Below are 20,847 nucleotides of genomic sequence, written 5' to 3'. Positions count from 1 at the left end.
GGGTGCTCAGCCTGCGGCCATGGCCTCGATGGCCTCGCGGTGCGCTTGGACTGAGCCTCCGCGCGCTCAGCCCGCGGCCATGGCCTCGATGGCCTCGCTGAGGGCGACCAGACGCCGCGCGTTCTCGACGTGCAGGTTCTCGATGAGCTTGCCGTCCACCACCAGCACGCCCTTGCCGGCGGCCTCGGCCTCCGCGTGGGCCGCGATGATCTTGCGGCTGAAGGCGATCTCGTCCGCGCTCGGCGCGAAGGCCTCGTTGGCGGCGGCGACGGTCTTGGGGTGGATCAGCGTCTTGCCGTCGAAGCCCAGCTCGGCCCCCTGGCGTGCGCTGGCCGCGAAGCCCTCGTCGTCGTTGAGGTCCAGGTAGACGCCGTCCAGCACGGCCAGACCCGCCGCGCGACCGGCGAGCATGCACAGCCCCAGGGACGTGATCATCGGCAGGCGCATCGGCGTGTGGGCGCAGTGCAGATCCTTCGCGAGGTCGCTGGTGCCCATGACGAACGCGGCCATGCGCGGGGTGCTGTCGGCGATGTCCTCCGCGTGCAGCATGCCGCGCGGGGTCTCCATCATGGTCCAGATGCCCAGCGTGCTGGGCGCGCCGTGGGCCACCAGCACCTGCTCGGCCAGACGCACGGCGTCGGCGCTCTCCACCTTGGGCAGCAGCACGGCGTCCACGCCCGAGCTCGCGGCGGCCACGAGGTCGTCGTAGCCCCACGGCGTGTTCAGGCTGTTGACGCGCAGCACCAGCTCGCGGCGGCCGTAGCCCCCGGCGCGCACGGCGTCCACGATCTGTTGGCGGCCGGTGGCCTTCATGTCGGGCGCGACGGCGTCTTCCAGGTCGAGGATGAGCGCGTCGGCGGGGATGCTGCGCGCCTTCTCGAGCGCGCGGGCGTTGCTGCCCGGCATGTAGAGCACGGAGCGACGGGGTCTTGCGGTGGCGGCCATGGGTGTCTTGTCCTCGGGTCGAGCGGGTCTGTCGTTCGTTCGGTGCGTGCGCGAGAAGCGCGGCTCAGAAGCCGTAGGCCGCGCGCAGGTCGGCGTCCTTCTCGGCCAGCATGGTGGCGAGGTCCACCATGACCTTGCACTGCTTCACGGTGGCGTCGTCCTGCATCTTGCCGTCGATCATGACGGCGCCCGTGCCGTCGCCCATCTCGGCGATGACGCGCTTGGCCCACAGCACCTCGTCCACGGGCGGCGAGAAGACCTTCTTGGCGATGCCGATCTGCACCGGGTGCAGCGACCACGCGCCGACGCAGCCCAGCAGGAACGCGTTGCGGAACTGGTCCTCGCAGGCGACCACGTCCTTGATGTCACCGAAGGGCCCGTAGTAGGGGAGGATGCCGTTGGAGGCGCAGGCGTCGACCATGCGCGCGAGCGTGTAGTGCCAGAGGTCCTGCTGCGCCGTGGTGCGCGGGGCCTCGGCGTTGTCCGCGTCCGGGTCGGCACGCACGAGGTAGCCGGGGTGACCGCCGCCCACGCGGGTGGTCTTCATGCGGCGCGAGGCGGCCAGGTCGGCGGGCCCCAGGCTGAGCCCCTGCATGCGCGGGCTGGCGCTGGCGATCTCTTCGACGTTCGCCACGCCCAGCGCGGTCTCGAGGATGGCATGCACCAGGATGGGCTTCTTCAGCCCAGCGCGGGCCTCGAGCTGCGCGAGCAGCCGGTCCACGTAGTGGATGTCCCAGGCGCCCTCGACCTTGGGCACCATCAGCACGTCCAGCTTGTCGCCGACCTGCGTGACGATCTCCGTGACGTCGTCCAGGAACCACGGGCTGTCCAGGCTGTTCACGCGCGTCCACAGCTGGCAGTCGCCGAAGTCGGTGGCCTTCGCGATCTGGATGAAGCCCTCGCGCGCGGCCAGCTTCTTGTCCGACGCGACGGCGTCTTCCAGGTTCCCCAGCAGCACGTCCGTCTGCTTGGCGATGTCCGGCACCTTGACCGCCATCTTGGCGTTGCTCGGGTCGAAGAAGTGGATCATCCGCGACGGCTTGAACGGCACCTCACGCAGGGGAGCGGGGGCGCCGATGGCGAGCGGGGCGAAGAAGTGCTTGGGGCTGCGCATGCCTCGGCATATAGACGCGAGGCGCAGAATGTGCCAGCGCCCGTAGCATTCTGCCTCGGGCTCATCTGCGCTACACCCGCCCCCGTGCTCCCCATGACCTTTGCCTCCTACGATGTGGGCCTGCTGGCCCTGATGATGCTCGCCGGGCTGGTCGCGGGGTTCGTCAACACGCTCGCCGGCGGGGGCAGCATGCTGACCGTCCCAGCGCTGATGGCGCTCGGGCTGCCGGCCGACATCGCCAACGCCAGCAACCGCGTGGCCGTGTTCTCGCAGGCCGCGTCCGGGGCGTACAGCTTCCACCGAGACGGGAAGCTCGACACCGGGGCCATCCGCGACATCGCCGCGCCCACGCTCATCGGCGCGGTCATCGGCGCGCTGCTGGCGTCGTACTTTCCCGTGTGGCTCCTGAAGCCCGTGCTGCTCGTCACCATGGGCGGCATGGCCGTGCTCATGGTCGTGCGGCCCGCGGCCATCGCGCCCGAGGGGGCCGTGCCACGCCGCGCGTCCGACCACCCGCGCGCCATGGTGGGGCTGTTCGTGGCGGGGCTGTACGGCGGGTTCGTGCAGGCCGGTGTGGGGTTCGTGCTGCTGATGGTGCTGGCGGGGACGCTGCACTACGACATGGTCCGGGCCAACGCGCTCAAGCTCTTGTGCACGCTGGGCTTCGGCGCCGCGTCGCTCGTGGTGTTCATCGCGCGCGACCAGGTCGCGTGGGTGCCCGCCCTCGTGCTCGCCGTGGCCACGTCCATCGGGTCCGTGCTCGGCGTGAGGTATGCGGTCGAGGCCGACCCGAAGAAGCTCAAGCGCTTCGTCGCGGTGCTGGTCGTGGTGGCATGTCTTGCCGTCGCGGCGCAAGAGCTGCTGGGGCGTTAGCAACGAGTCGGCCACAAGGCTGACGGCGCGCGGGTCACGCGTCTGCCACGACGCGTGCGTGCACGTCACGCGGGGGCACCAACTGTCGCGGGTGTCGGGCGCCGCCGGGGCGCACAGTCCGTCGCGTCGCGAACGTGGCTCGCGCGCGGAGCCGTTCTGCAGCGTCGCGAGCCACCCCGGACCAGCGGAGTCGTGGTGATGAGAGAGCACAAGTGGAGAACCCGGTACGTCCTCGTAGCCCTCGCGTGCGTGACCCACGCGCCCGGATGCACGGGGGGCAGCCCGTTCGACCCGGAGGGGACCGATGCCGGCGGGGCTGCGCGCGACGGCGGCGTGGCGCTCGACGGTGGCGCTCACCATGACGCGGGGACGACGCCCGACGCTGCGGGCCCCGGGTCGCGCGACGCGGGGGGCATCGACGCGGGCCTCGCAGACGTCGGGATGCTGCCTCACGACGCTGGCGTGGATGCGGGTGGCCCCGACCAGGCCACGAGCCCGGACCACGGGACCGACCTGGGTCACGGTCCGCTCGACGCGGGCACCGACCAGGGGGCGGACGCGGGCGTCGACCAGGGCGTGGACGGGGGCCCGCTCATGAGCCTGTGCGCGCCGCCCACGCCCGGGGTCGTGCGCTTCGTCGCGCTCGGCGACGGAGGGGAAGGGAACGACGCGCAGTACCAGGTGGGTCACGCGATGGCGGAGCGGTGCTGCGAGCTGGGCTGCGATCTGGCGCTGTATCTCGGCGACAACTTCTACGACGACGGGGTCTCCTCGCTCGAAGACATGCAGTTCGACACCAAGTTCGAGATGCCCTACGCCGAGCTCGACATCCCCTTCTACGTCGTTCTCGGCAACCACGACTCCGGCGGGCTCGGCGGTGCGGGCTTCGAGTTCTGGCGGGGCGCCATCCAGGTCGACTACACCAACGTGAGCGACAAGTGGACCATGCCCCACGAGTTCTACGCGTTCGTGCGCGAGCACGTGACGTTCGTCGGGCTCGACACCAACGCGCTCATGTGGAGCCACGACGTCGCCGCACAGCGTAGCTTCGTCCGAGAAGCCATCGCGAACGCCGACACAGACTGGGTAATCGCCTTCGGTCACCATCCCTACATCAGCAACGGAAAGCACGGCGACGCGGGGCTCTACGAGGGCATTCCGGGCGTGCCCATCGTCAGCGGCGGCACGGTGAAGTCGTTCTTCGAACAGGAGATCTGCGGCAACGTGGACATCTACTTCTCGGGCCACGACCACAACCGTCAGTGGCTGCCGATGGCGTGCGGGACGCAGCACGTCGTCTCGGGCGCGGCCGCCAAGACCACGGACTTCCGGGGGCGTCTGTTCGGCGGGGGGCTGCGCCACGACGGGCCGTTCAACGACGACAGCACCCCCGGGTTCTTCTGGGGTGAGATCCGCGGGGACACGCTCATCGCGCGCTTCTACGACCTGCACGGCACGCTGCAGTTCGAGACGGTCCACGTGCGCTAGCAGTCCGCTCTCCAACCCTCCCTTCCTCTCGCTGGCAGCCCGATGCCCACTCGCCGCCCGCTTCGGTCGCAGAACCATCGAGGCATCGCGTCCCCTGCACCATCCTTCGACCGACGCCGATCACGGTTGCTGCTACGCTCCGCGGCGATGCACATCCACCTGATCGGTGTCTGCGGGACAGGCATGGGCGCGCTCGCCGGGCTGCTGCGCGACGCGGGACACGACGTGTCCGGATCGGACCGCGCGTTCTATCCCCCGATGGGTCCGGCACTCGCCGCATGGGGCGTGCGCGCGCTGCCAGGCTGGGACGCAGCGAACCTCGACCCGGCGCCCGACCTGGTGGTGGTGGGGAACGTGTGCCGCCGCGACAACCCCGAAGCGGTCGCAGCGCACGAGCGCGGGCTGCGCTGCATGTCGTTCCCGGGGACGCTGAACGAGCTCTTCCTGCAGGACCGGCCGGGCTACGTCGTCGCTGGCACGCACGGCAAGACCACCACCACCGCCATCCTCGCGCAGCTGCTCCACGCTGGCGGGGCCGACCCTGGCTTCCTGATCGGCGGGGTGCCGCGTGGCTTCGATCGCGCCGCGCGCCTGGGTCGGGCGGGGGCGCCCTTCGTCATCGAGGGCGACGAGTACGACAGCGCCTACTTCGAGAAGAGCCCCAAGTTCTGGCAGTACAACCCACGCGTCGTGATCCTCACGTCCGTCGAGCACGACCACGTGGACATCTACCCCGACCTCGCGTCGTACCGCGCCGCGTTCGAGGGGCTCATCGCGCGCATCCCGGAGGACGGGCTCCTCGTGGCCTACGCCGGCGACCCCGAGGTGTGCGCCCTCGCGCGACAGGCGCGCTGTCCGGTCCGCTTCTACGCGCTCGCGAACGACGACTGCGGCGACGTCGCACCCATCTATTCCGCCGCGCTGGCCTCCGTCGAAGCAGGCGCGCAGGCGTTCGACCTCTTCGGTGGGGGCTCGTTCCTCTCGCGCGTCTACTCACCGCTCTCGGGCGCCCACAACGCGCGCAACGTGCTGGCCGCGGTCATCGCCGCCGTGGAGGGCGCGGGCCTGGGGCTCGGGCCCGTGCTCGAGACGGTCCCGCAGCTGGCCGGGGTCAAGCGTCGCCAGGAGCTGCTGGGGGTCGCGGGGGGCGTGTATGTGTACGAGGACTTCGCGCATCACCCCACCGCTGTGCGTGAGACGCTACGGGGGCTGCGTAGCCTGCACCCGCGCGGCAAGCTCATCGCGGCCTTCGAGCCGCGCAGCGCCACCGCCTCGCGCCGCATGCACCAAGACGAGTACCCGGCTGCGTTCATGCCCGCGGACGTGTCGCTCATCGCGCCCGTGGGCCGCCCCGAGATCCCCGCCGAGCAGCGGCTCGACGTGCAGGCCATCGTCACCGAGCTCACGCGGCAGGGTCGCGTCGCCGAGGCCACCCCTGACACGGCGTCCGTCGCGGCGCGCGTGGCTGCCCACGCGCAGCCGGGCGACGTCGTGGTGCTGATGTCGAACGGCGACTTCGGCGGCGTGTACGACGAGGTGCTCGTGGCGCTCACGCCCGTCGTTCCGGCACCGGGCTGAGTGGGGCGCCCAGCAGCGCTGCCACCCGGCGTCCCAGCCCGCGCGCGGCCGACTCGGCGGCCCCTCCACCGTAGCCGCGCGTGTCGAACGTCTCGATCAGGACGCGCCGCTCCTCCACGGCGTTGCCGCGCGCACCCCGCCGCAGCGCACTCACCTTGAGCCCCACGCGCCGGCCGTTGACGTGGTGGTCCTCGACCGCGACCGCCTCGATGCGGTCCGCCGGGATGTTCTCGTGCAGGATGGGTACCAAGCCGAAGCGGCGGTGTATCCCCAGCGTGTCCACACGCACCCGCTCCGGTCGCACCAGCACCGCGTACAGCACGGCGATGAGGGGGATGAACACCAGAACTCGCGCCGGGTGCTCGCTGATGCGCCACACCTGACTGCGGCTCGCCATGTCGCACACCCAAAGGAACCCCACGTTGCCAGCGGCGATCGCTGCGGCGCGCCTGAAGTGGAGATACGTGGTGACAGGTAGCGCTGCGGCGCCCAGCTGCGCGTCCAACGCGTCCATCACTTGGCAGTCTCGACGGGTGAGCAGCGCGACATCCTCGCCGTCGCGCACGCCGTAGACCACACGGCCGCGCTCCTCGCGGCGCCCGCTCAGATCGGCGCGCCGCACTCGCTGCTTCGTCCCATCCGCCCGCTCCACGTACAGGTGCTCGCGCGTCAGCAGAATCCGTCGTCCCGCGCGCTCCGACGGGAGGTCGGGTGTGGAGCCCAGGTACAAGCGCGCACGCTCGGCGAGCGTAGGCGCGGAGCGGGCAGCGAGCACGGGCTCGGCTTGTCGACGGAAGGGCGAGCCGTCCCCGCGCGACTCGTCAGGCATTCGTTCGACCGGCTGCCAGCTCATGGTGCGGTCATCGTATCTCAGGGATGGCGGCTCCGGTCTGTCGCCATGGTCCGGGCCGCGTGGGGTCGAGCAGGCCCCGCAGGACGCACCGGCGCTGGCAGCCGATGGCATGAAACGCCCGCTCGTTGTCATTGCTGCCATCGCTCGGCGAGGGCACCTTGAGCGCATGCACCGCCGCGTGGTCATCGCCGTCTTCCCCGGCATCCAGGGCCTCGACCTGGTAGGCCCGCTGGAGGTGTTCCACGCGGCGCAGCGCTTCTTGGGGCAGACGCGGCAGCGCACCCGCGGCTACGAGGTGCGCGTGGTGGCCGCTTCGAGCGAGCTGCTGCGCACCGAGAGCGGTCTCGCCGTGGTGCCGGACGGGACGTTCGCAGGCGTGCGCGGCGCGGTGGACACGCTGCTCATCGTGGGAGGCGCGGGCGCGCGGGCGGCCAGCCGGGACGCCGCGGTGGCGGCCTGGGTACGGCGCGTGGCGCCGCGCTGCAGACGCGTTGCCTCCGTGTGCACCGGAGCCTTCGTGCTGGCCGCCGCCGGGTTGCTCGACGGTCGGCGCGCCACCACGCACTGGGCGCACGTGGAGCGCCTGCGCGAGCGCTACCCACGCGTGCAGGTAGAGCCCGACGCGGTCTACGTGCGCGACGAGCATCTCTGGACGTCGGCCGGGGTCACGGCCGGCATGGACCTCGCGCTCGCCCTGGTGGAAGACGACGTGGGGCGGGACGTCGCGCTGGCCGTGGCGCGCGAGCTGGTCATCTTCGTGCGTCGCGCGGGCGGCCAGTCCCAGTTCAGCGCACAGCTCGCGTCGCAGCTCGCGGAGCGACAGCCGCTGCGCGAGGTGCAGGCGTACATCGCGGAGCACCCGCGCGCGGACACGCGCGTGTCCACCCTCGCCGCGCGCGCTGGCATGAGCCCCCGCAACTTCGCCCGGGCGTTCGCGCTCGAGGTCGGCGCGACCCCCGCCGTGTTCGTCCAGCGGGCGCGCGTCGAGACCGCTCGGCGCTTGCTCGAGACTACCACGCTGAGCGTGGAGGAGGTCGCGGAGCAGGCTGGCTTCGGCCGCGTGGAGACGCTGCGTCGAGCGTTCCAGCGCCAGCTGCACGTCGCGCCCAACGAGTACCGCCGTCGCTTCGCGTGATGGCCCAACGCGCGTCTCATGAGCCCCGCTCGATGCTCGTTCGGGGGTCATGAGGCGCGCCTCCCGAAAGGCACCGCTCATGAACATCGTCCTCCTCTTGTTCGAAGGCATCACCGCGCTCGACGCCGTGGGCCCCTACGAAGTGCTCAGCCGCTTGCCAGGCGTGAACCTCCGTATCGCGGGTCCGCGCGTGGGCCAGGTGCGCACCGACAATCGCGTGCTCGGCATGCACGTGGATGTCGCCCTCGACGACATCGAGGCTGCAGACGTGCTGCTGGTCCCAGGGGGCTACGGGGTGGACGGACTGATCCGGGACCCGGCTGTGCTCGCGCACGTGCGACGGCTCGACGCGGGTGCGCGCTACACCACCGCGGTGTGCACGGGTTCGTTGGTGCTCGGCGCGGCGGGCTTGCTGCACGGCCTCGAAGCCACCACGCACTGGGCGCGCTTCGACACCCTCGCCAGCTACGGCGCGACACCCGTCAGTCGTCGCGTCGTGACCGCGGGGCGCATCGTCACGGCGGCCGGTGTGTCGGCGGGGATCGACATGGCGCTCACGCTCGCGGCCGAGCTCGCCAGCCCTGACGTGGCGCAGGCCATCCAGCTCGCCATCGAGTACGACCCGCAGCCACCCTTCGACAGCGGGCACCCGCGCAGCGCCCCTGCCGAGGTTGTCGCGCGTGTGACGGCGGCCATCGACCGCAAGCGCGCCGCTTCCGCGGCCTGACTCCCGACCCGACGCGCTTGGTGCGGCCGCGATCGCGCCACGCGGCGCGTCTCGTCGCCCGTGGTCGGGCGTTCGGTGCGCCATGCCACGCGGCACGTCTCGTCGCTCGAGGTTGTGTGTTCGCGCGTCGCGGTTGGGCTCGACGCCGAAGGGCCGACTGGCGGCGAGACCCATGACGTGGTCCCCGCCGGCCGGTCGGCCCTCGGTGGAGCGCCTCGTGCCGTTCAGCCGATGCGGCCGAGCAGCTCGTCGGTCTTCGCGCGCTTGGCCGCCGCGACAGCCTTCTCGTCCACTTCGACCACGCGCTCGTCCGGCGTGACCTTGAACAGGGGCTGGCCCTTGCTCACGATCTGACCGTCGCCGCCCTCGATGAGGATCTTGTCGATGGTGCCCGCGAAGGTGGCCGGCACCTTGTTGAACATCTTCATGACCTCGATGATGTAGAGCGGCTGCCCCACCTCGAAGTGCATGCCCTCGTGCACGAAGGTGGGCATGCCCGGGCCCTCCTGCCCGTAGTACATGCCGCCGCTCACGGCGACCACCTCGTCCGCCTTGGTGGCGGGGGGCGGCACCAGCACCTTCTTCATGCGCTTCTGAAGGTCGGCGTCGAAGAGGCGCTCGGGGATGGTGATGGTCAGGTCGTCGTTGACCACCAGGTCGTAGAAGCCCACCTGGTCGGCCACCAGCACCAAGAGGCCCAGCAGCTCGAGGCCCATCTGGAAGCCCACGTGCGCCGCGCGCACCTGCTGCCAGGTCGCGTCGTCGAAGCCGTAGGCCGGCGTGGTGCCGCGCAGGGCCGCGTCCAGCTCGGGCCAGGCCACGTCGCCGGTGCGCTCGTGCAGGGCCTCGTAGAAGTCGCCCGCCTCGTCCAGCACCTCCTGGTCGCTGTCCCAGATGCGGTGCGCCGCGGGCGAGTTGCGCTCGGCGTCCATGTGCAGGAGGTGGTAGGTCTCCTCCAGGATCGCGACGGGGTTGCGCTGGAACACCACGCGCCCGCCGTTCACGACGAAGTCCTTGCGGTGCACGCTGAGCCAAGCCGAGAGCACGTGCGGCTCCTCGGTCAGGCGCGCGAGCGGGCGGTCCACCAGCGTGCGCTTGAGCACGGCGCAGTCCTTGGCCGCCTTGGTGGCGGCGGGGTCCTTGCTGGGCGGCAGGCAGCGCGCGACGCAGCGGTCGAACGCGTAGCCGAGGTCGAGGGCGTCGACCGCCTCCTTGAGCTGACCCACCAGCGTCAGGTACGGCACCACGAAGCGCGTCGTGGGCTTGGCGTCCACGCCGTTGCTCAGGAACCAGTGCACGAGGCCGTAGTGGAACTCGAGGTTGGTGGCCAGGTCGGGCCCGCGCATGGACGTGCGGCGCAGCACCTCGGCCAGCCGCGTGTAGCTCTCGCCGCGGCTGGTGCCCGTGGTGAGCAGCAGCGCCACGTTCGAGTCGTACGCGCCCGCCAGGCGGTAGCGCATGAACAGCCCGGTGTCCGGGTTGAGCATGCTGATGCCCTGGTCGTCGCGGATCTCGCCCTCGATGGGGTGGCTCCACGCGATGATCTCGCCGCCCGCGTGCGGGGAGAGCGAGCGGTCCGTGGCGTTCAGGCGCGCCTCGACGGCGGCCGCGTCACGGCGGATGCGCTGGGGCTTCGGCAGGCGCTCCTTGTGGCGCGCCAGGAGGCCCATCATCTCCACCACGGAGTGCACGTCGAAGTAGTCCTCGGCGTCGTCCGGGTTGCGGAAGCGCAGCGCGTAGCAGAGCTCCGACACGCGGTGCTCCACCTGGATGCGCGTGTTCACCTCCATGAAGAAGTGGTTCGTGCCCTCGACGATGCACTCGAAGGTGCTGGCCGAGTCCAGCTTCACGGCGGCGCCGAAGCGCTCGGCCTGGGCCTCCATGTTCGCCAGCACGTCCTTGTCGGCGCGCAGCACGGCCGCCTGAGTCTTGTTGCCCGCGCGCTCGTGACGCTCGGCCGCCTCCAGCAGGCTCTCCTGGGTGACCGACACCTCGAGCAGCTTCTGCTCGTGCATCTGCAGCGAGCAGTCGCGGCCGCCGAGCGAGATGCACCAGTCGCCGTTGCCCAGCAGCTGGATCTCGTTGTGGCGCGTCTGCTCGATGTTGAGCTCGATCAGCACGTTCTTGTTGTCGCCCACGCCGGTGGCCTTGACCTCCTGGAGGATCTCCAGGACCAAGCCGGGCGCCGCGTCCGCGTCGCTCAGGATGCGCTGCCCCTTGCCGCCGCCGCCGCCGATCGCCTTGAGGCGGATGCGGTTGCCCGGGTACTGCTTCAGCACCGCCGCCGCCTCGGTCTTCACCGTGGCCTGCAGCTCCTCGACGCTGATCAGGTCGAGCCCCTTGGCGTAGCCCGCCTCGAGCACCGCGTCGGCCTGCGCCACCAGCTCGAGCCCGCTCTCGCTCAGCTCGGGCACGGCGAGGCCCTTGTCCGCCACCAGCGCCTTGAGCCCGCCCAGGTCCTTCACCTTCGCCACCAGCGTGCGCGCCGTGACGTCGTTGATGCCCGGCGTGACGCTCACGTCCTCCTGCAGGGCCGTGCGCTTGGCCTCGTCCTTGCGACCCGCGGCGTCCACCGTGTGGCTGCAGGGCCCGATGAAGCGGATGCCGGCCGTCTCGAGCGCGCGCACGAAGTCCACGTCCTCGGCCATGAAGCCGTAGCCCGCGAAGATGTACTTGTAGCCGTGCTTGCGGCAGATGCGGATCATCTGCTGCACGCGCTCCACGCGCTCTTCCTTGGTGGCCCCCGTGTAGTCCGGCACGGCGTGCACGTTCTCGGGGTTCAAGATGCGCAGCTCCGGCGCAAGCGCGCGCGGGTAGACGATGCTGTCCTTCTCGCTGAGCAGGATGCCGATGTTCGTGATGCCCATCTCACGGAAGACGTCGATGGCCTCCTTGCGGATGGGGCCGCGGCAGACGATGAGCACGCTCATGTCTTCGCAGGCGAAGCTGCTCACCCAGGGGGAGCTGTGCTTGCCCAGGCGGCGGTCACGGTGGATCAGCGGATTGTTCGAGTAGGCGTCGTAGGACATCAGAAGGACTCCCGCTGCACGGACTGCATGGGACCGACTTTGTAGGTGCTGAGGTAGAAGTTGAGGCTCTTGATGAGGTTCGCGCGCAGCTCGCGCGGCATCACGATCTCGCTGATGGAGCCGAGGCTGAGCGCCTCCTTGGGGTTCATGAGCTCACGCTCGTACTGGGCGTTGAAGCTCGCCTCCGTCTCCTTGAGCCACGCGTCGGCGGCCGCCTTCGCGTCCGTCTCGCTCTTGCCCGCGGCGATGCCCTCCTGCACCAGCGCCGGCACCTTGGCGCGCGCGGCGCGGAGCTGGTCCTTGTAGACGAACTCCTTGCCGGCGGGGCCCATGACGGCCACGCGCGTGGTGGGCAGCGCGATGACGTGGTCGGCGCCCGTCGCGTAGCAGTTGAACGCGGCGTACGCGCCACCGAAGGCGTTGCGGATGATCATCAGGAGGCGCGGGGTGCGCAGGTCGATGATGCTGTCGAGCATCGCGCGGCCCGCCTGCACGATGCCGGCCATCTCCTGGTCACGGCCGGGGAGGAAGCCGGTGGTGTCCTCCATGAAGATGACGGGGATGTTGTAGATGTTGCAGAAGCGGATGAAGCGCGCGTTCTTGAGCGCCGCGGCCACGTCGATCTGTCCGCTGCTCACGGCGCTGTTGTTCGCGACGATGCCCACCACGTGCCCGCCCAGGCGGCCGAACGCCGTGATGGTGTTGCGGGCGCGCTGCGGCTGGATCTCGAAGTAGTCGCCGTGGTCGCAGATCTGCTGGATCAGGATGCTCACGTCGATCGGCGTGTTGAACCCGGTCGGCGAGTTGAACGCCTTGCGCAGCAGCGTCTCGATCTCCTGCGTGGGGCGGTCGAGCGCGTCGCTGGTGGCCTGGAAGGGGGGCGCCACCTCGTTGCTGCTGGGCAGGTAGCTCAGCAGGCGCCGCGCCGTGCGCAGTGCGCCCACCTCGTCGGACACGGTCAGGTCCGACACGCCGCTCTGCCCGTGCACGCCGGGGCCACCGAGCTCGTCCGGCGTGACGTCCTCGCCGAGCACGCTCTTGACCACGCCGGGGCCCGTGAGGCCGAAGAACGTGTCCTCGGGCTGGATCACGAAGCTGCCCTGGCGCGGCAGGTACGCGCCGCCACCCGCGTTGAAGCCGAACATGCACATGACGCTGGGCACGCGGCCGCTGATCTTGCGCAGGGCGGTGAAGGCCTCGGCGTAGCCGTCGAGGCCGCCGATGCCCGCGGGCACGTAAGCGCCAGCGGAGTCGTTCATGCCGACGAGCGGGATGCCGCGCTCACCCGCCAGGCGCATGACGTTCGCCAGCTTGCGCCCGTTGGTGGCGTCCATCGAGCCCGCGCGCAGCGTGAAGTCGTGGCCGTAGAACGCGGTGTCGCGCCCGTTGACCTTCGCCACGCCCGTGACGATGGACGCGCCGTCCAGGTTCTTGCCCCAGTTCTGGAACAGGATGGTGGGCTCGTCCCCCGCGTCCTTGAGCGTGTCGATGCGCTCCCAGACCGTCATGCGCCCCTTGCCGTGCTGCGTCCCCACCTGCACGCGCGTGGGCGCGCTGCGTGGCTTGTCGCGCAGCTCTTGGCCCATCGCCAAGGCGTCGTCGTACGGGCCTTGGGACTTCTCGTCGGCTTCAGGCGGAGGCGCCAGGGGGTTCGTCAGGATTGGCGCCACGTGGGGTGCTTCGGACATCGGCCACTTTCCTCGAGCAGGGGTGCTGCAGGCTCACGCGGGCGCCAAAAACCGAGGCACAGCGCGTGCGCGCGAGTCTTAGTGGAATTGCCACGCGGGCGCTAGCCCGGCGCCCTCCTCACTTTCCGGCCGTTGGGCAGGTATTCGTCTGGCGCGCACGTTCTGGCCCGCTTCGTGCTTTGCCACTGGGCATGATGAAAACAACCCTCTCTGGACTCTCCGCCGGAAGTGTGTCGACCTCCATGCCCGTGCGACATGCCCGCGGCGCCTCCTTCTTTCTGGCCGTCGTCGCCGCGATCACTGCGTGCGCCACGGCGAACAGCGCCCACGCCCAGCACCCCAGCCGCTCCCACGCCACCGTCGAGGGCTACTTCATCGGCGACTTCCTGGGCGAATACAGGTTGCGCGTCGAAGGAGAGCGGCGGTCCAGCGGTGACATCGACCTCGACCCCACGCTCGGTGGAGGTCTTCGCGTCGGCATGCAGTCTGGCATCTTCGCAGCGGGTCTCATGACCGAGTTCCGCGGCTACGGCAACGACGAGTACAACGACCGTGACTTCGTGTTCGACGTGTCTCCCTACATCGGGGTGCGCATTCCCCTCGTGGACCACGGCGGCACCCGCATGCGCCTGCGCGGCACGGTTCCGCTGGGCTTCAGTGTGCTCAAGCCGCGAGGCGACGTGTACGGCGACGAGCGCTACCTCGGCTTCAACACAGGGGCGCTGGGTGGGCTCGAGCTGGTGTTCGGCAACGTCGGCCTCTTCACCGACGTGGGGGTGCGCTACCACCGCGTGTACGCCAGCGAGGACCTGGGACCCCTGGGGGACGTGAAGGCCAACCTCTCGTGGGCGCAGCTGAGCGTCAACGCCGGCCTTCACCTCGAGTTCTGATGGCGCGATGCGCCCCGATGGCGCGGCCTTCGTGGCATCGCGCCCCGTGACAGTCGTGTGCGGGTGGGGCAGAGCGCCCCAGTTCAGCATCCGCACGAATCAGCACGCCCCGTACCAGCCGCGACATGACGCCTGGCACGGGGCGTGCGTCGTCGGGGGGCATGACGAACATGACGCTGCAGTCTCCTCGCTCCACCTCCATGGCTCTCCTCGGTCTCCTTGCGCTGGGCCTGTGGCTCTCTGCCTCGCCTGAGCGCGCTGGCGCGCAACGCGACCCGCGCGGCGACGCTCCACGTGATGCCAGCTCCCCCAACGAGGTCGCGCAGCCCGACGAGCGCCCGAGCGACGACGACACCGACCTCGCGACGGCCACCCCGGACCCCACGCCCGAGGTGCCCCGCCTGATGCAGCGCTCCGCCAGCGAGGCGCGCGTGGACGTGGTCGAGCAGGCGGGCGTCGGCGGCCCCACGGCCTACGCGTCGGGCGGGGTGCTCGAGGTGGGCGGGTCCGGCTCGCTCTTCGCCACGGAGGCGTTCGCGGGCCTGCGCTTCGCGCCCTTCGTCACCTGGTTCGCGTTCGATGGCATCGCGTTCTCGTACATCCACGAGCTCTACGGGGGCAAGCGCGAGGACGGGCGCTGGTTCGCGATGAACCTCCAGATCGAGGCCAGCGCGCACCTGCGCGTGTCGGACCGCTTGCTCGTGCTGCTGGGGGTCGCACCCGGCTTGCTCTACAACGGCGACCACACGGGCTTCTCCATCAAGCCTCGTGCGGGCCTCGACGTGCTCGTGGGTCGCTCCGGCGTCCTGCACCCGGCCATCTACTTTCTCGCGGCGACGGAGGAGCTGGTGGCCCCGGTGGACTCGGTGCCCGCCACGCACTGGGGCTATGGACTCGAGATCGCCTACGGCGCGATGTTCTGACCTGGGGCATTCCGCCCCAGGTAGGGCGTCATGCCTCGCCACGCTCGCGCGGGCGCGTCGCCGCCACGGCGTCTTGCACGAGCCGCCGAAAGTCGCGTAGGTCGAACGGCTTGTTGAGCACGGCCATGGCCCCCAGCGCCTTGGCGCGCTCGTGGGTGTGGTCGTCACCGAACGCTGTGATCAGGATCAGCGGTACCTCGGGGAGGACCCGCCGCGACGCGTGCGCTACGTCGAGGCCGCTCGCGCCGGGCATACACACGTCGCTCACGATCACGTCGGGGGCGTGCCCCTCGCGCTCCGCGCGCTCGAGCTCGCGGAGCATGGCGCGGCCATTCTCGCAGGGGGTCACCTCGAAGCCGCTGCGCGCGAGCACCGTGCACAGCATCACACGCATCGCGTCATCGTCTTCGGCTAGCAGGACTCGGGCGGTATCACTCACTTCTTCCATCCATCTGCATTCCAAGGGCACGTTGCGTGCCAGCGATGCTCAGCTCGCGTCGGGGCCCTCGTCGTCGGCCGCGTAGCGCGAGAGCTTCCGATACAGCGTACGGCGATCGAGGCCCAGGGTGCGCGCCGCGAGCGCCTTGTTGCCCTGCGACACGCGCAGCACCCGCTCGATGTAGCGGCGCTCCAGCGCCTCCAGCGTCAACATGTGCTCGAGGTCCACGTCCCCGAGGCTGATGCGGTCCGGCACGTAGTCCACCACACGCTCGGGTAGGTCCGCGGGCGTGATCTGGTCGAAGCGCGTCAGCGTCACCGCGCGCTCGATGCAGTTCTCGAGCTGGCGCACGTTCCCGGGCCAGTCGTAGTCCAGCAGCTTGCGGGCTGCCTCGCTCGAGACGCCGCGCACGGCCTTGCCGGCACGCGTCGCGGCCCGCTCCACCAGCTCCTGCGCCAGCACCAGGATGTCGTTCCCACGGACGCGCAGCGGTGGCACGTGCAGCTGCACCACGTTCAGGCGGTAATAGAGATCCTCGCGGAAGCGCCCCTCCTCCACCTCGGTCTCGAGGTCACGGTTGGTGGCGGCCAACACGCGCGCGTCGAAGGGCACCTCCGCGTTGCCACCCACGGGCCTCACCGTGCGCTCTTGCAGCACGCGCAGCAGCTTCGACTGCATCTCGAGGGGCATCTCGCCCACCTCGTCCAGCAGCACGGTCCCGCCGTCTGCCTCCGCGAAGAGACCGCGTCGCGCCGTGCGGGCGTCGGTGAACGCGCCCTTCACGTGACCGAACAGCTCGCTCTCCAGCAGGTTCGCCGGCACCGCCGCGCAGTTGATGGCCACGAACGGGAGCTCCCGGCGCTGGCTCTCGGTGTGCAGCGCGCGTGCCACCAGCTCCTTGCCCGTCCCGCTCTCGCCGCAGATGAGCACGGACGCGTCCGCGCTCGCGACCCGCTGGATGAGGTCGTACAGCTTCAGCATGGGTGGGCTGGTCCCCACCAGCGCGCCGGCGCCGCGTGACCGCTTCACCTCCTCCTGCAGGCGCTTGACCTCGGCACGCAGGGCGCGGTGCTCGGCCGCGCGCCGCAGCGTGTGCGCCAGCATGCTCATGTCCACTGGCTTGTTGATGAAGTCGTGCGCGCCTGCGCGCAGCGCCGCAATGGCGGCCTGCATGTCCCCGAAGCCCGTGATCACCACCACGGGCGTGTCGGGTTGGTTCTCACGCACGTAGGCGCACAGCTCGAGGCCTGCGCCGTCACGCTCCAGGTTCAGGTCCGCGATGACCGCATCGAAGTCCCGCTCGGCGAGCGACCGTAGCGCTGCCTCGGCCGAGGTCTCCCACGCGACTTCGATGCCTTGTTTCTGGAGCGCGGCGGCCATCAGCTCGCACATGCTCTGCTCGTCGTCGACCGCCAGTACTCTCATGGAGTCTCCTCGAACATGGGAAGGTACACGAAGAAGGTCGTCCCCCGCCCGACCTCGCTCGCCACGTCGAGGAAGCCGCCGTGCTCGCGCACGATGCCGTGGCAGACCGTGAGGCCGAGGCCCGTACCCTCGCCCTCGCGCTTGGTCGTGAAGAACGGCTCGAACACCTGCTCCAGGCTGTCGCCCTCGATGCCCACGCCTTCGTCCGTGACGGATATACACACGTAGGTCCCTGCGGATGCGTGGCGGTCGCGGGGGTCCTCCACCTCGACGCGCTCGATCCCCACGGAGATGGTCCCCCCGTCGGGCATGGCCTGCGTCGCGTTCATCATGAGGTTGGTCAGCACCTGCATGATCTTGCCGCGGTGGATCTCCGCCAGCAGATCAGTGCGTCCCACGATGGTCACCGACACATCACGGTCGTCGCAGATGGGCACCACCAGGCCGACGGCGCTGTCGACCACGTCACGCACCGGCTGTGCCTCGCGCGCCACCTGTTTCTTGCGCGACAGGTTGAGCAGGTCACGGATGAGCCCGGCCATGTGCTGCGCCTGTTGCCCGATGATCTCCCCGTTCTCGCGCGCCTCGGCGGGCAGCGCTTCGTCCGTGGCGATCATCATGGCGCGCCCCGACACCACGTTGAGCGGCGTCCCGAGCTCATGGGCGATGCTGGAGGCCAAGCGCCCCACCAACGTCAAGCGGTCGGCGTGTCGCAGCTCTTCCAGCGTCTGCGTCCGCGCGCGTCGCTCGGCCTTCACGCGCATCCGCGCGCGCTCGAGCTTCTCGCTCATCTCGTCGAACGCCTGCGCGAGCTTCCCCACGTCGTCGCGGCGTCGCAGCGCGGAGCGCTGCGAGTAGTCGCCCTCCGCCACCCGCTGCGCCAGCGCCGTCAGATCCCGCAGTGGACGGCCCAGCAGACGCAGCCACAGCCACAGCGAGCCGAGCCCCGCGAAGAGGGCCCCCACCATGGCCAGGAGCAGCTGCTGGCGCAGCGCGTTCCCGGCGTACACGACGTCCTGCGTCAGGTCGCGGCTGACCTCCAGCACTGCGACGGTCTCGTCGTGGATGCGGACGGGTGCTGCCGCGCTCACGAACCACAGCTCGCCGCGCTGGAAGGTGGTGATCTCGGCCGCCTCGGGCAGGGGCGCGCGCGGATCGACCTCCTCGCGGGTGCGCAGCTGGATGCGGGAGCGCGGCCAGTCTTCGCGGACGCGACCCAGGAAGTCCTGGGCTCCGCTCAACCCCGACGTCGCCCAGATGTCTTCGACAGCCGTCGCGAGCGTCCCGCTGAGGATCAGCTCGTCGTCGCTGAGCTCGCTCTCCTGGAGATCGGCCAGGCGATAGGCGTGGAACACACCCTGTGCGGCGAGCACCACTCCGACTCCGCAGGTCATACCTGCGGCCAACTTCCAGGCAACGCGCATAGGGGGGCACCTCGTTGCGCTTCGTGTAGACGGGCGCACCCACGGTGTCGATGCAAATCAGAAGCCCACGGCCGCCGCGATGACGCCGAAGCCCTTGAGCAGCCAGGCGACGAGCACCACCAAGACCACGACGTTCAAGATGGACTTCACGCGCGACTCCATGGGCACGAACGTGTTGACCAGCCAGAGGACAAGGCCGACGAGAGCAATACTGATGATGAGGTGGAAAATGGACATGCGGGGGGTAGTGCAGGAACGGGGCCACCGGTCGTTCCGCGCTCGTTCTGAGAGCCATGTGCCACTTCAGTGGGGCGAAATGCACCACTCGGTGCATTCCGACACGAGGCCCCGCGCGTCAGGTGGCTCGAGGTCGTGCAGGACTCCGCGCGGAGCTCGAGCGCGGGGCTCTCTGGGTCACCGCTCGTGACCCGTGGGAGCGTCCCGCTCCGCGGCATCTCGGCCGCGTCTGGCGCCTATGGCGCACGTGTGGCGCGTGGTCAGCCGCGGCGTGTGGCACGAGCGCTGCACGGACTTGCTGGAGGTCCGTGCGTGACCGAACCTTCGTCCAAGGAGCCTCCATGAACATCGACGCCAGCAGCATGTCCGCCCACGAGCACGAGCTCATCGCCGAGATGATCGACCTGCTCCAGCACAAGCTCGAGCAACAGTACGAGGCCGGCGCCACCCTGCGCGACGCGCACCCCAAGGCGCTGGGCGTGCTGCGCGGCGAGTTCACCGTCGCGGGCGACCTCCCGCCCCACATGCGCGTCGGGGTGTTCCAACCCGGGCGCGTGTACGACTGCTGGATACGCATCTCCAACGCCAGCAACGAGGTGCGCTCCGACGCGGAGCCCGACCTGCGCGGCTTCGCGATCAAGCTGGCGTGCCCCGAGGCGGAGGGAAACGAGGAGCACCCCGGTGAGCAGGACTTCGTCTTGATGGACCATCCCACCATGCCGCTCGGGACGGTGCCCATGTTCCGGGACGCCATCTACTACCTCACCAAGGGCTCCCCCCTCGGACTCATGGCCAAGTTCCTCGTCACGGGCCACATGGGTGCGCTCAAGGCGCTGCACGACGCGCGGCGTTGCCCGACGTCCCCGTTCGACGTGCGCTACTGGAGCACCACGCCCTACCAGTTCGGGCTCGACGAGGTCGTGAAGTACGGGCTGCTCCCGACCTCGGCCCACCGCAGCACGCTGCCAGAGAAGCTGACCGAGGACTACCTCAGCGTCGCCATGGAGCGCCACCTCGCCGTCGAAGACGCCACCTTCGACTTCTGTGTGCAGCTGCAACGCGAGGGCATGCCCATCGAGGACGCGGCGGTGCTCTGGAACGAAGACGTCTCGCCGTTCGTCAAGGTTGCGACGCTGCGCATCTCCGTCCAGTCGTTCCGCACGGCCGAGCGCGCCCTGCTCGGTGAGGCGCTGACGTTCTCACCGGCCCATGCGCTCCCGGCGCACGCGCCCCTCGGGGGGCTCAATCGCGCCCGAGCCGCCATCTACAAGAGCCTCTCCGAGTTCCGCCACGCGCGCAACCGACACGCCCCGCTGCGGGCCACGGGCCGCTAGAACGCATCTCCCACCTCGAGTCGGTCGGCCCGGCGTCCACCCGACCCTCCTGGCGCACGCCGTTCGCCAACCCGCGACGCATGCGGCACAAAGAGGCGTGACACCGCGCTCCACGCCCTGCTCCTCCGCCGCCCCCGTCCGCTCTGCCTGGGCCGCGCGTGCGCGGGCCGTCATGTCCGTCGCGCTGCTGCTGCTCGCGTGCGCCGCAGTCACCCGCGCGCTCGTCGTCGAGGCACAGGCCAGCACACCCACGCCGATGCCGCCGGGCGCGCGCGTCGACCGTCTGCTCGTCCGCAAGGCGGACCGCACGCTGCAGGCGTTCTCTGGCGACAGGTTGGTCGCCACGTTTCGCGCCGCCATGGGGCGCGGCGGTCTCGGACCCAAGCGAATGGAGGGGGACGGTCGTACGCCCGAGGGCCAGTACCGCATCGACAGCCGCCACCACAGCCGCGAGTTCCACCGCTTCCTGCACGTGTCCTATCCCAACCGCGAAGACCGCGCCCGCTATCGTGCTGGACGCCGAGACGGCACCATCCCTGCGGGCACCGGAATCGGAGGCGACATCGGTGTGCACGGCACCCCGAGCTGGGCCGCGCTCATCCCCTTCAGCCGCGAGGTTGGCTGGACCGAGGGCTGCATCGCCATCGCGTCCAACGAGGCGCAGCAGCTCTACGAAGCGGTCGTCCCGGACGCGCCGATCGAGATCCTCCCGTAGCCCGCCTACGCGTGAGCGAGGGCGACGGCT

At 70.2% G+C, this 20,847-nt stretch carries 18 protein-coding genes; 9 read left to right on the top strand and 9 right to left on the bottom strand.

Features of this window, described 5'->3' with window-relative positions:
• Positions 1 to 66: 66 nt before the first annotated feature.
• Entirely contained in the window at positions 67 to 945 is an 879-nt protein-coding gene (locus H6726_17040; GenBank protein MCB9659353.1) for a CoA ester lyase, read from the bottom strand.
• Positions 946 to 1,009: 64 nt separating this feature from the next.
• Positions 1,010 to 2,059 carry a CoA ester lyase gene (locus H6726_17035; GenBank protein ID MCB9659352.1) on the bottom strand — a complete coding sequence of 350 codons (1,050 nt, stop codon included), beginning with the start codon at positions 2,057 to 2,059 and terminating at the stop codon, positions 1,010 to 1,012.
• 93 nt (positions 2,060 to 2,152) lie between these two features.
• Here H6726_17035 and H6726_17030 point away from each other — a divergent pair, with 93 nt between their 5' ends.
• From H6726_17030 to H6726_17020, 3 genes are all read left to right on the top strand, one after another.
• Positions 2,153 to 2,932 (top strand): sulfite exporter TauE/SafE family protein, encoded by a 780-nt coding sequence (locus tag H6726_17030; protein ID MCB9659351.1) that lies wholly within the window; start codon positions 2,153 to 2,155, stop codon positions 2,930 to 2,932.
• 249 nt (positions 2,933 to 3,181) lie between these two features.
• On the top strand, positions 3,182 to 4,420 hold the full coding sequence (locus H6726_17025) for a metallophosphoesterase (GenBank protein MCB9659350.1): 1,239 nt from the start codon (positions 3,182 to 3,184) through the stop codon (positions 4,418 to 4,420).
• 147 nt (positions 4,421 to 4,567) lie between these two features.
• Positions 4,568 to 5,998 (top strand): UDP-N-acetylmuramate:L-alanyl-gamma-D-glutamyl-meso-diaminopimelate ligase, encoded by a 1,431-nt coding sequence (locus H6726_17020; GenBank protein ID MCB9659349.1) that lies wholly within the window; start codon positions 4,568 to 4,570, stop codon positions 5,996 to 5,998.
• On the opposite strand, the gene H6726_17015 is transcribed toward H6726_17020, so the two are convergent.
• Complete coding sequence (locus H6726_17015) at positions 5,970 to 6,851, bottom strand: hypothetical protein (GenBank protein ID MCB9659348.1); 882 nt, start codon at positions 6,849 to 6,851, stop codon at positions 5,970 to 5,972. The two genes, H6726_17020 and H6726_17015, sit on opposite strands and share 29 nt — an antisense overlap.
• A 166-nt stretch (positions 6,852 to 7,017) precedes the next feature.
• On the opposite strand from H6726_17015, the gene H6726_17010 reads away from it, so the two are divergent.
• Both H6726_17010 and H6726_17005 read left to right on the top strand, forming a co-directional pair.
• Positions 7,018 to 7,986, top strand: coding sequence for a GlxA family transcriptional regulator (locus H6726_17010; GenBank protein MCB9659347.1), 969 nt, complete (start codon positions 7,018 to 7,020; stop codon positions 7,984 to 7,986).
• Positions 7,987 to 8,065: 79 nt separating this feature from the next.
• On the top strand, positions 8,066 to 8,713 hold the full coding sequence (locus tag H6726_17005) for a DJ-1/PfpI family protein (protein MCB9659346.1): 648 nt from the start codon (positions 8,066 to 8,068) through the stop codon (positions 8,711 to 8,713).
• Positions 8,714 to 8,937: 224 nt separating this feature from the next.
• Here H6726_17005 and H6726_17000 read toward each other — a convergent pair whose 3' ends face one another.
• Both H6726_17000 and H6726_16995 read right to left on the bottom strand, forming a co-directional pair.
• Positions 8,938 to 11,742, bottom strand: a complete 2,805-nt coding sequence (locus H6726_17000) for a biotin carboxylase (GenBank protein MCB9659345.1) — start codon at positions 11,740 to 11,742, stop codon at positions 8,938 to 8,940.
• Positions 11,742 to 13,430 (bottom strand): acetyl-CoA carboxylase carboxyltransferase subunit, encoded by a 1,689-nt coding sequence (locus tag H6726_16995; protein MCB9659344.1) that lies wholly within the window; start codon positions 13,428 to 13,430, stop codon positions 11,742 to 11,744. Before H6726_16995 ends, H6726_17000 begins: the two co-directional genes overlap by 1 nt.
• A 242-nt stretch (positions 13,431 to 13,672) precedes the next feature.
• Between H6726_16995 and H6726_16990 the strand changes: the two genes are divergently transcribed.
• Positions 13,673 to 14,320: a hypothetical protein gene (locus H6726_16990; protein MCB9659343.1), complete on the top strand. Its 648-nt coding sequence runs from the start codon at positions 13,673 to 13,675 to the stop codon at positions 14,318 to 14,320.
• A 125-nt stretch (positions 14,321 to 14,445) separates the two neighbouring features.
• Complete coding sequence (locus H6726_16985; GenBank protein MCB9659342.1) at positions 14,446 to 15,243, top strand: hypothetical protein; 798 nt, start codon at positions 14,446 to 14,448, stop codon at positions 15,241 to 15,243.
• Positions 15,244 to 15,271: 28 nt separating this feature from the next.
• Here H6726_16985 and H6726_16980 read toward each other — a convergent pair whose 3' ends face one another.
• The 4 genes from H6726_16980 to H6726_16965 are packed head-to-tail and all read right to left on the bottom strand — an operon-like array spanning position 15,272 to position 18,768.
• A complete protein-coding gene (locus H6726_16980; protein ID MCB9659341.1) occupies positions 15,272 to 15,682 on the bottom strand; it encodes a response regulator in 411 nt (136 codons plus the stop codon).
• A gap of 48 nt (positions 15,683 to 15,730) precedes the next feature.
• The gene (locus tag H6726_16975) at positions 15,731 to 17,107 is read right to left on the bottom strand and encodes a sigma-54-dependent Fis family transcriptional regulator (protein ID MCB9659340.1); all 1,377 of its coding nucleotides are present in this window, start codon (positions 17,105 to 17,107) and stop codon (positions 15,731 to 15,733) included.
• Positions 17,104 to 18,531, bottom strand: coding sequence for a HAMP domain-containing histidine kinase (locus H6726_16970; protein MCB9659339.1), 1,428 nt, complete (start codon positions 18,529 to 18,531; stop codon positions 17,104 to 17,106). The genes H6726_16975 and H6726_16970 overlap by 4 nt, the downstream gene beginning before the upstream one ends.
• 57 nt (positions 18,532 to 18,588) lie before the next feature.
• Positions 18,589 to 18,768 carry a hypothetical protein gene (locus H6726_16965; protein ID MCB9659338.1) on the bottom strand — a complete coding sequence of 60 codons (180 nt, stop codon included), beginning with the start codon at positions 18,766 to 18,768 and terminating at the stop codon, positions 18,589 to 18,591.
• A 341-nt stretch (positions 18,769 to 19,109) separates the two neighbouring features.
• On the opposite strand from H6726_16965, the gene H6726_16960 reads away from it, so the two are divergent.
• Together H6726_16960 and H6726_16955 are read left to right on the top strand one after the other, a co-directional pair.
• Positions 19,110 to 20,102: a hypothetical protein gene (locus H6726_16960; protein MCB9659337.1), complete on the top strand. Its 993-nt coding sequence runs from the start codon at positions 19,110 to 19,112 to the stop codon at positions 20,100 to 20,102.
• Positions 20,103 to 20,274: 172 nt separating this feature from the next.
• Positions 20,275 to 20,817 (top strand): L,D-transpeptidase family protein, encoded by a 543-nt coding sequence (locus tag H6726_16955; GenBank protein ID MCB9659336.1) that lies wholly within the window; start codon positions 20,275 to 20,277, stop codon positions 20,815 to 20,817.
• Positions 20,818 to 20,847: the final 30 nt, after the last annotated feature.

It is taken from the genome of Sandaracinaceae bacterium (assembly GCA_020633055.1).
GTDB lineage: Bacteria > Myxococcota_A > Polyangia > Polyangiales > Houyiibacteriaceae > JADJJE01.
Note: the sequence above shows the minus strand (reverse complement) of the source record. Positions and strands in the feature narration are given on the sequence as shown.

Coding starts and splice junctions, on each gene's coding strand:
- H6726_17040 (MCB9659353.1), bottom strand. CDS start 945: ATGGCCGCCACCGCAAGACCCCGTCGCTCCGTGCTCTACATGCCGGGC.
- H6726_17035 (MCB9659352.1), bottom strand. CDS start 2,059: ATGCGCAGCCCCAAGCACTTCTTCGCCCCGCTCGCCATCGGCGCCCCC.
- H6726_17030 (MCB9659351.1), top strand. CDS start 2,153: ATGACCTTTGCCTCCTACGATGTGGGCCTGCTGGCCCTGATGATGCTC.
- H6726_17020 (MCB9659349.1), top strand. CDS start 4,568: ATGCACATCCACCTGATCGGTGTCTGCGGGACAGGCATGGGCGCGCTC.
- H6726_17015 (MCB9659348.1), bottom strand. CDS start 6,851: ATGAGCTGGCAGCCGGTCGAACGAATGCCTGACGAGTCGCGCGGGGAC.
- H6726_17010 (MCB9659347.1), top strand. CDS start 7,018: ATGCACCGCCGCGTGGTCATCGCCGTCTTCCCCGGCATCCAGGGCCTC.
- H6726_17005 (MCB9659346.1), top strand. CDS start 8,066: ATGAACATCGTCCTCCTCTTGTTCGAAGGCATCACCGCGCTCGACGCC.
- H6726_17000 (MCB9659345.1), bottom strand. CDS start 11,742: ATGTCCTACGACGCCTACTCGAACAATCCGCTGATCCACCGTGACCGC.
- H6726_16995 (MCB9659344.1), bottom strand. CDS start 13,430: ATGTCCGAAGCACCCCACGTGGCGCCAATCCTGACGAACCCCCTGGCG.
- H6726_16990 (MCB9659343.1), top strand. CDS start 13,673: ATGCCCGTGCGACATGCCCGCGGCGCCTCCTTCTTTCTGGCCGTCGTC.
- H6726_16985 (MCB9659342.1), top strand. CDS start 14,446: ATGACGCCTGGCACGGGGCGTGCGTCGTCGGGGGGCATGACGAACATG.
- H6726_16975 (MCB9659340.1), bottom strand. CDS start 17,107: ATGAGAGTACTGGCGGTCGACGACGAGCAGAGCATGTGCGAGCTGATG.
- H6726_16970 (MCB9659339.1), bottom strand. CDS start 18,531: ATGCGCGTTGCCTGGAAGTTGGCCGCAGGTATGACCTGCGGAGTCGGA.
- H6726_16965 (MCB9659338.1), bottom strand. CDS start 18,768: ATGTCCATTTTCCACCTCATCATCAGTATTGCTCTCGTCGGCCTTGTC.
- H6726_16960 (MCB9659337.1), top strand. CDS start 19,110: ATGAACATCGACGCCAGCAGCATGTCCGCCCACGAGCACGAGCTCATC.
- H6726_16955 (MCB9659336.1), top strand. CDS start 20,275: ATGTCCGTCGCGCTGCTGCTGCTCGCGTGCGCCGCAGTCACCCGCGCG.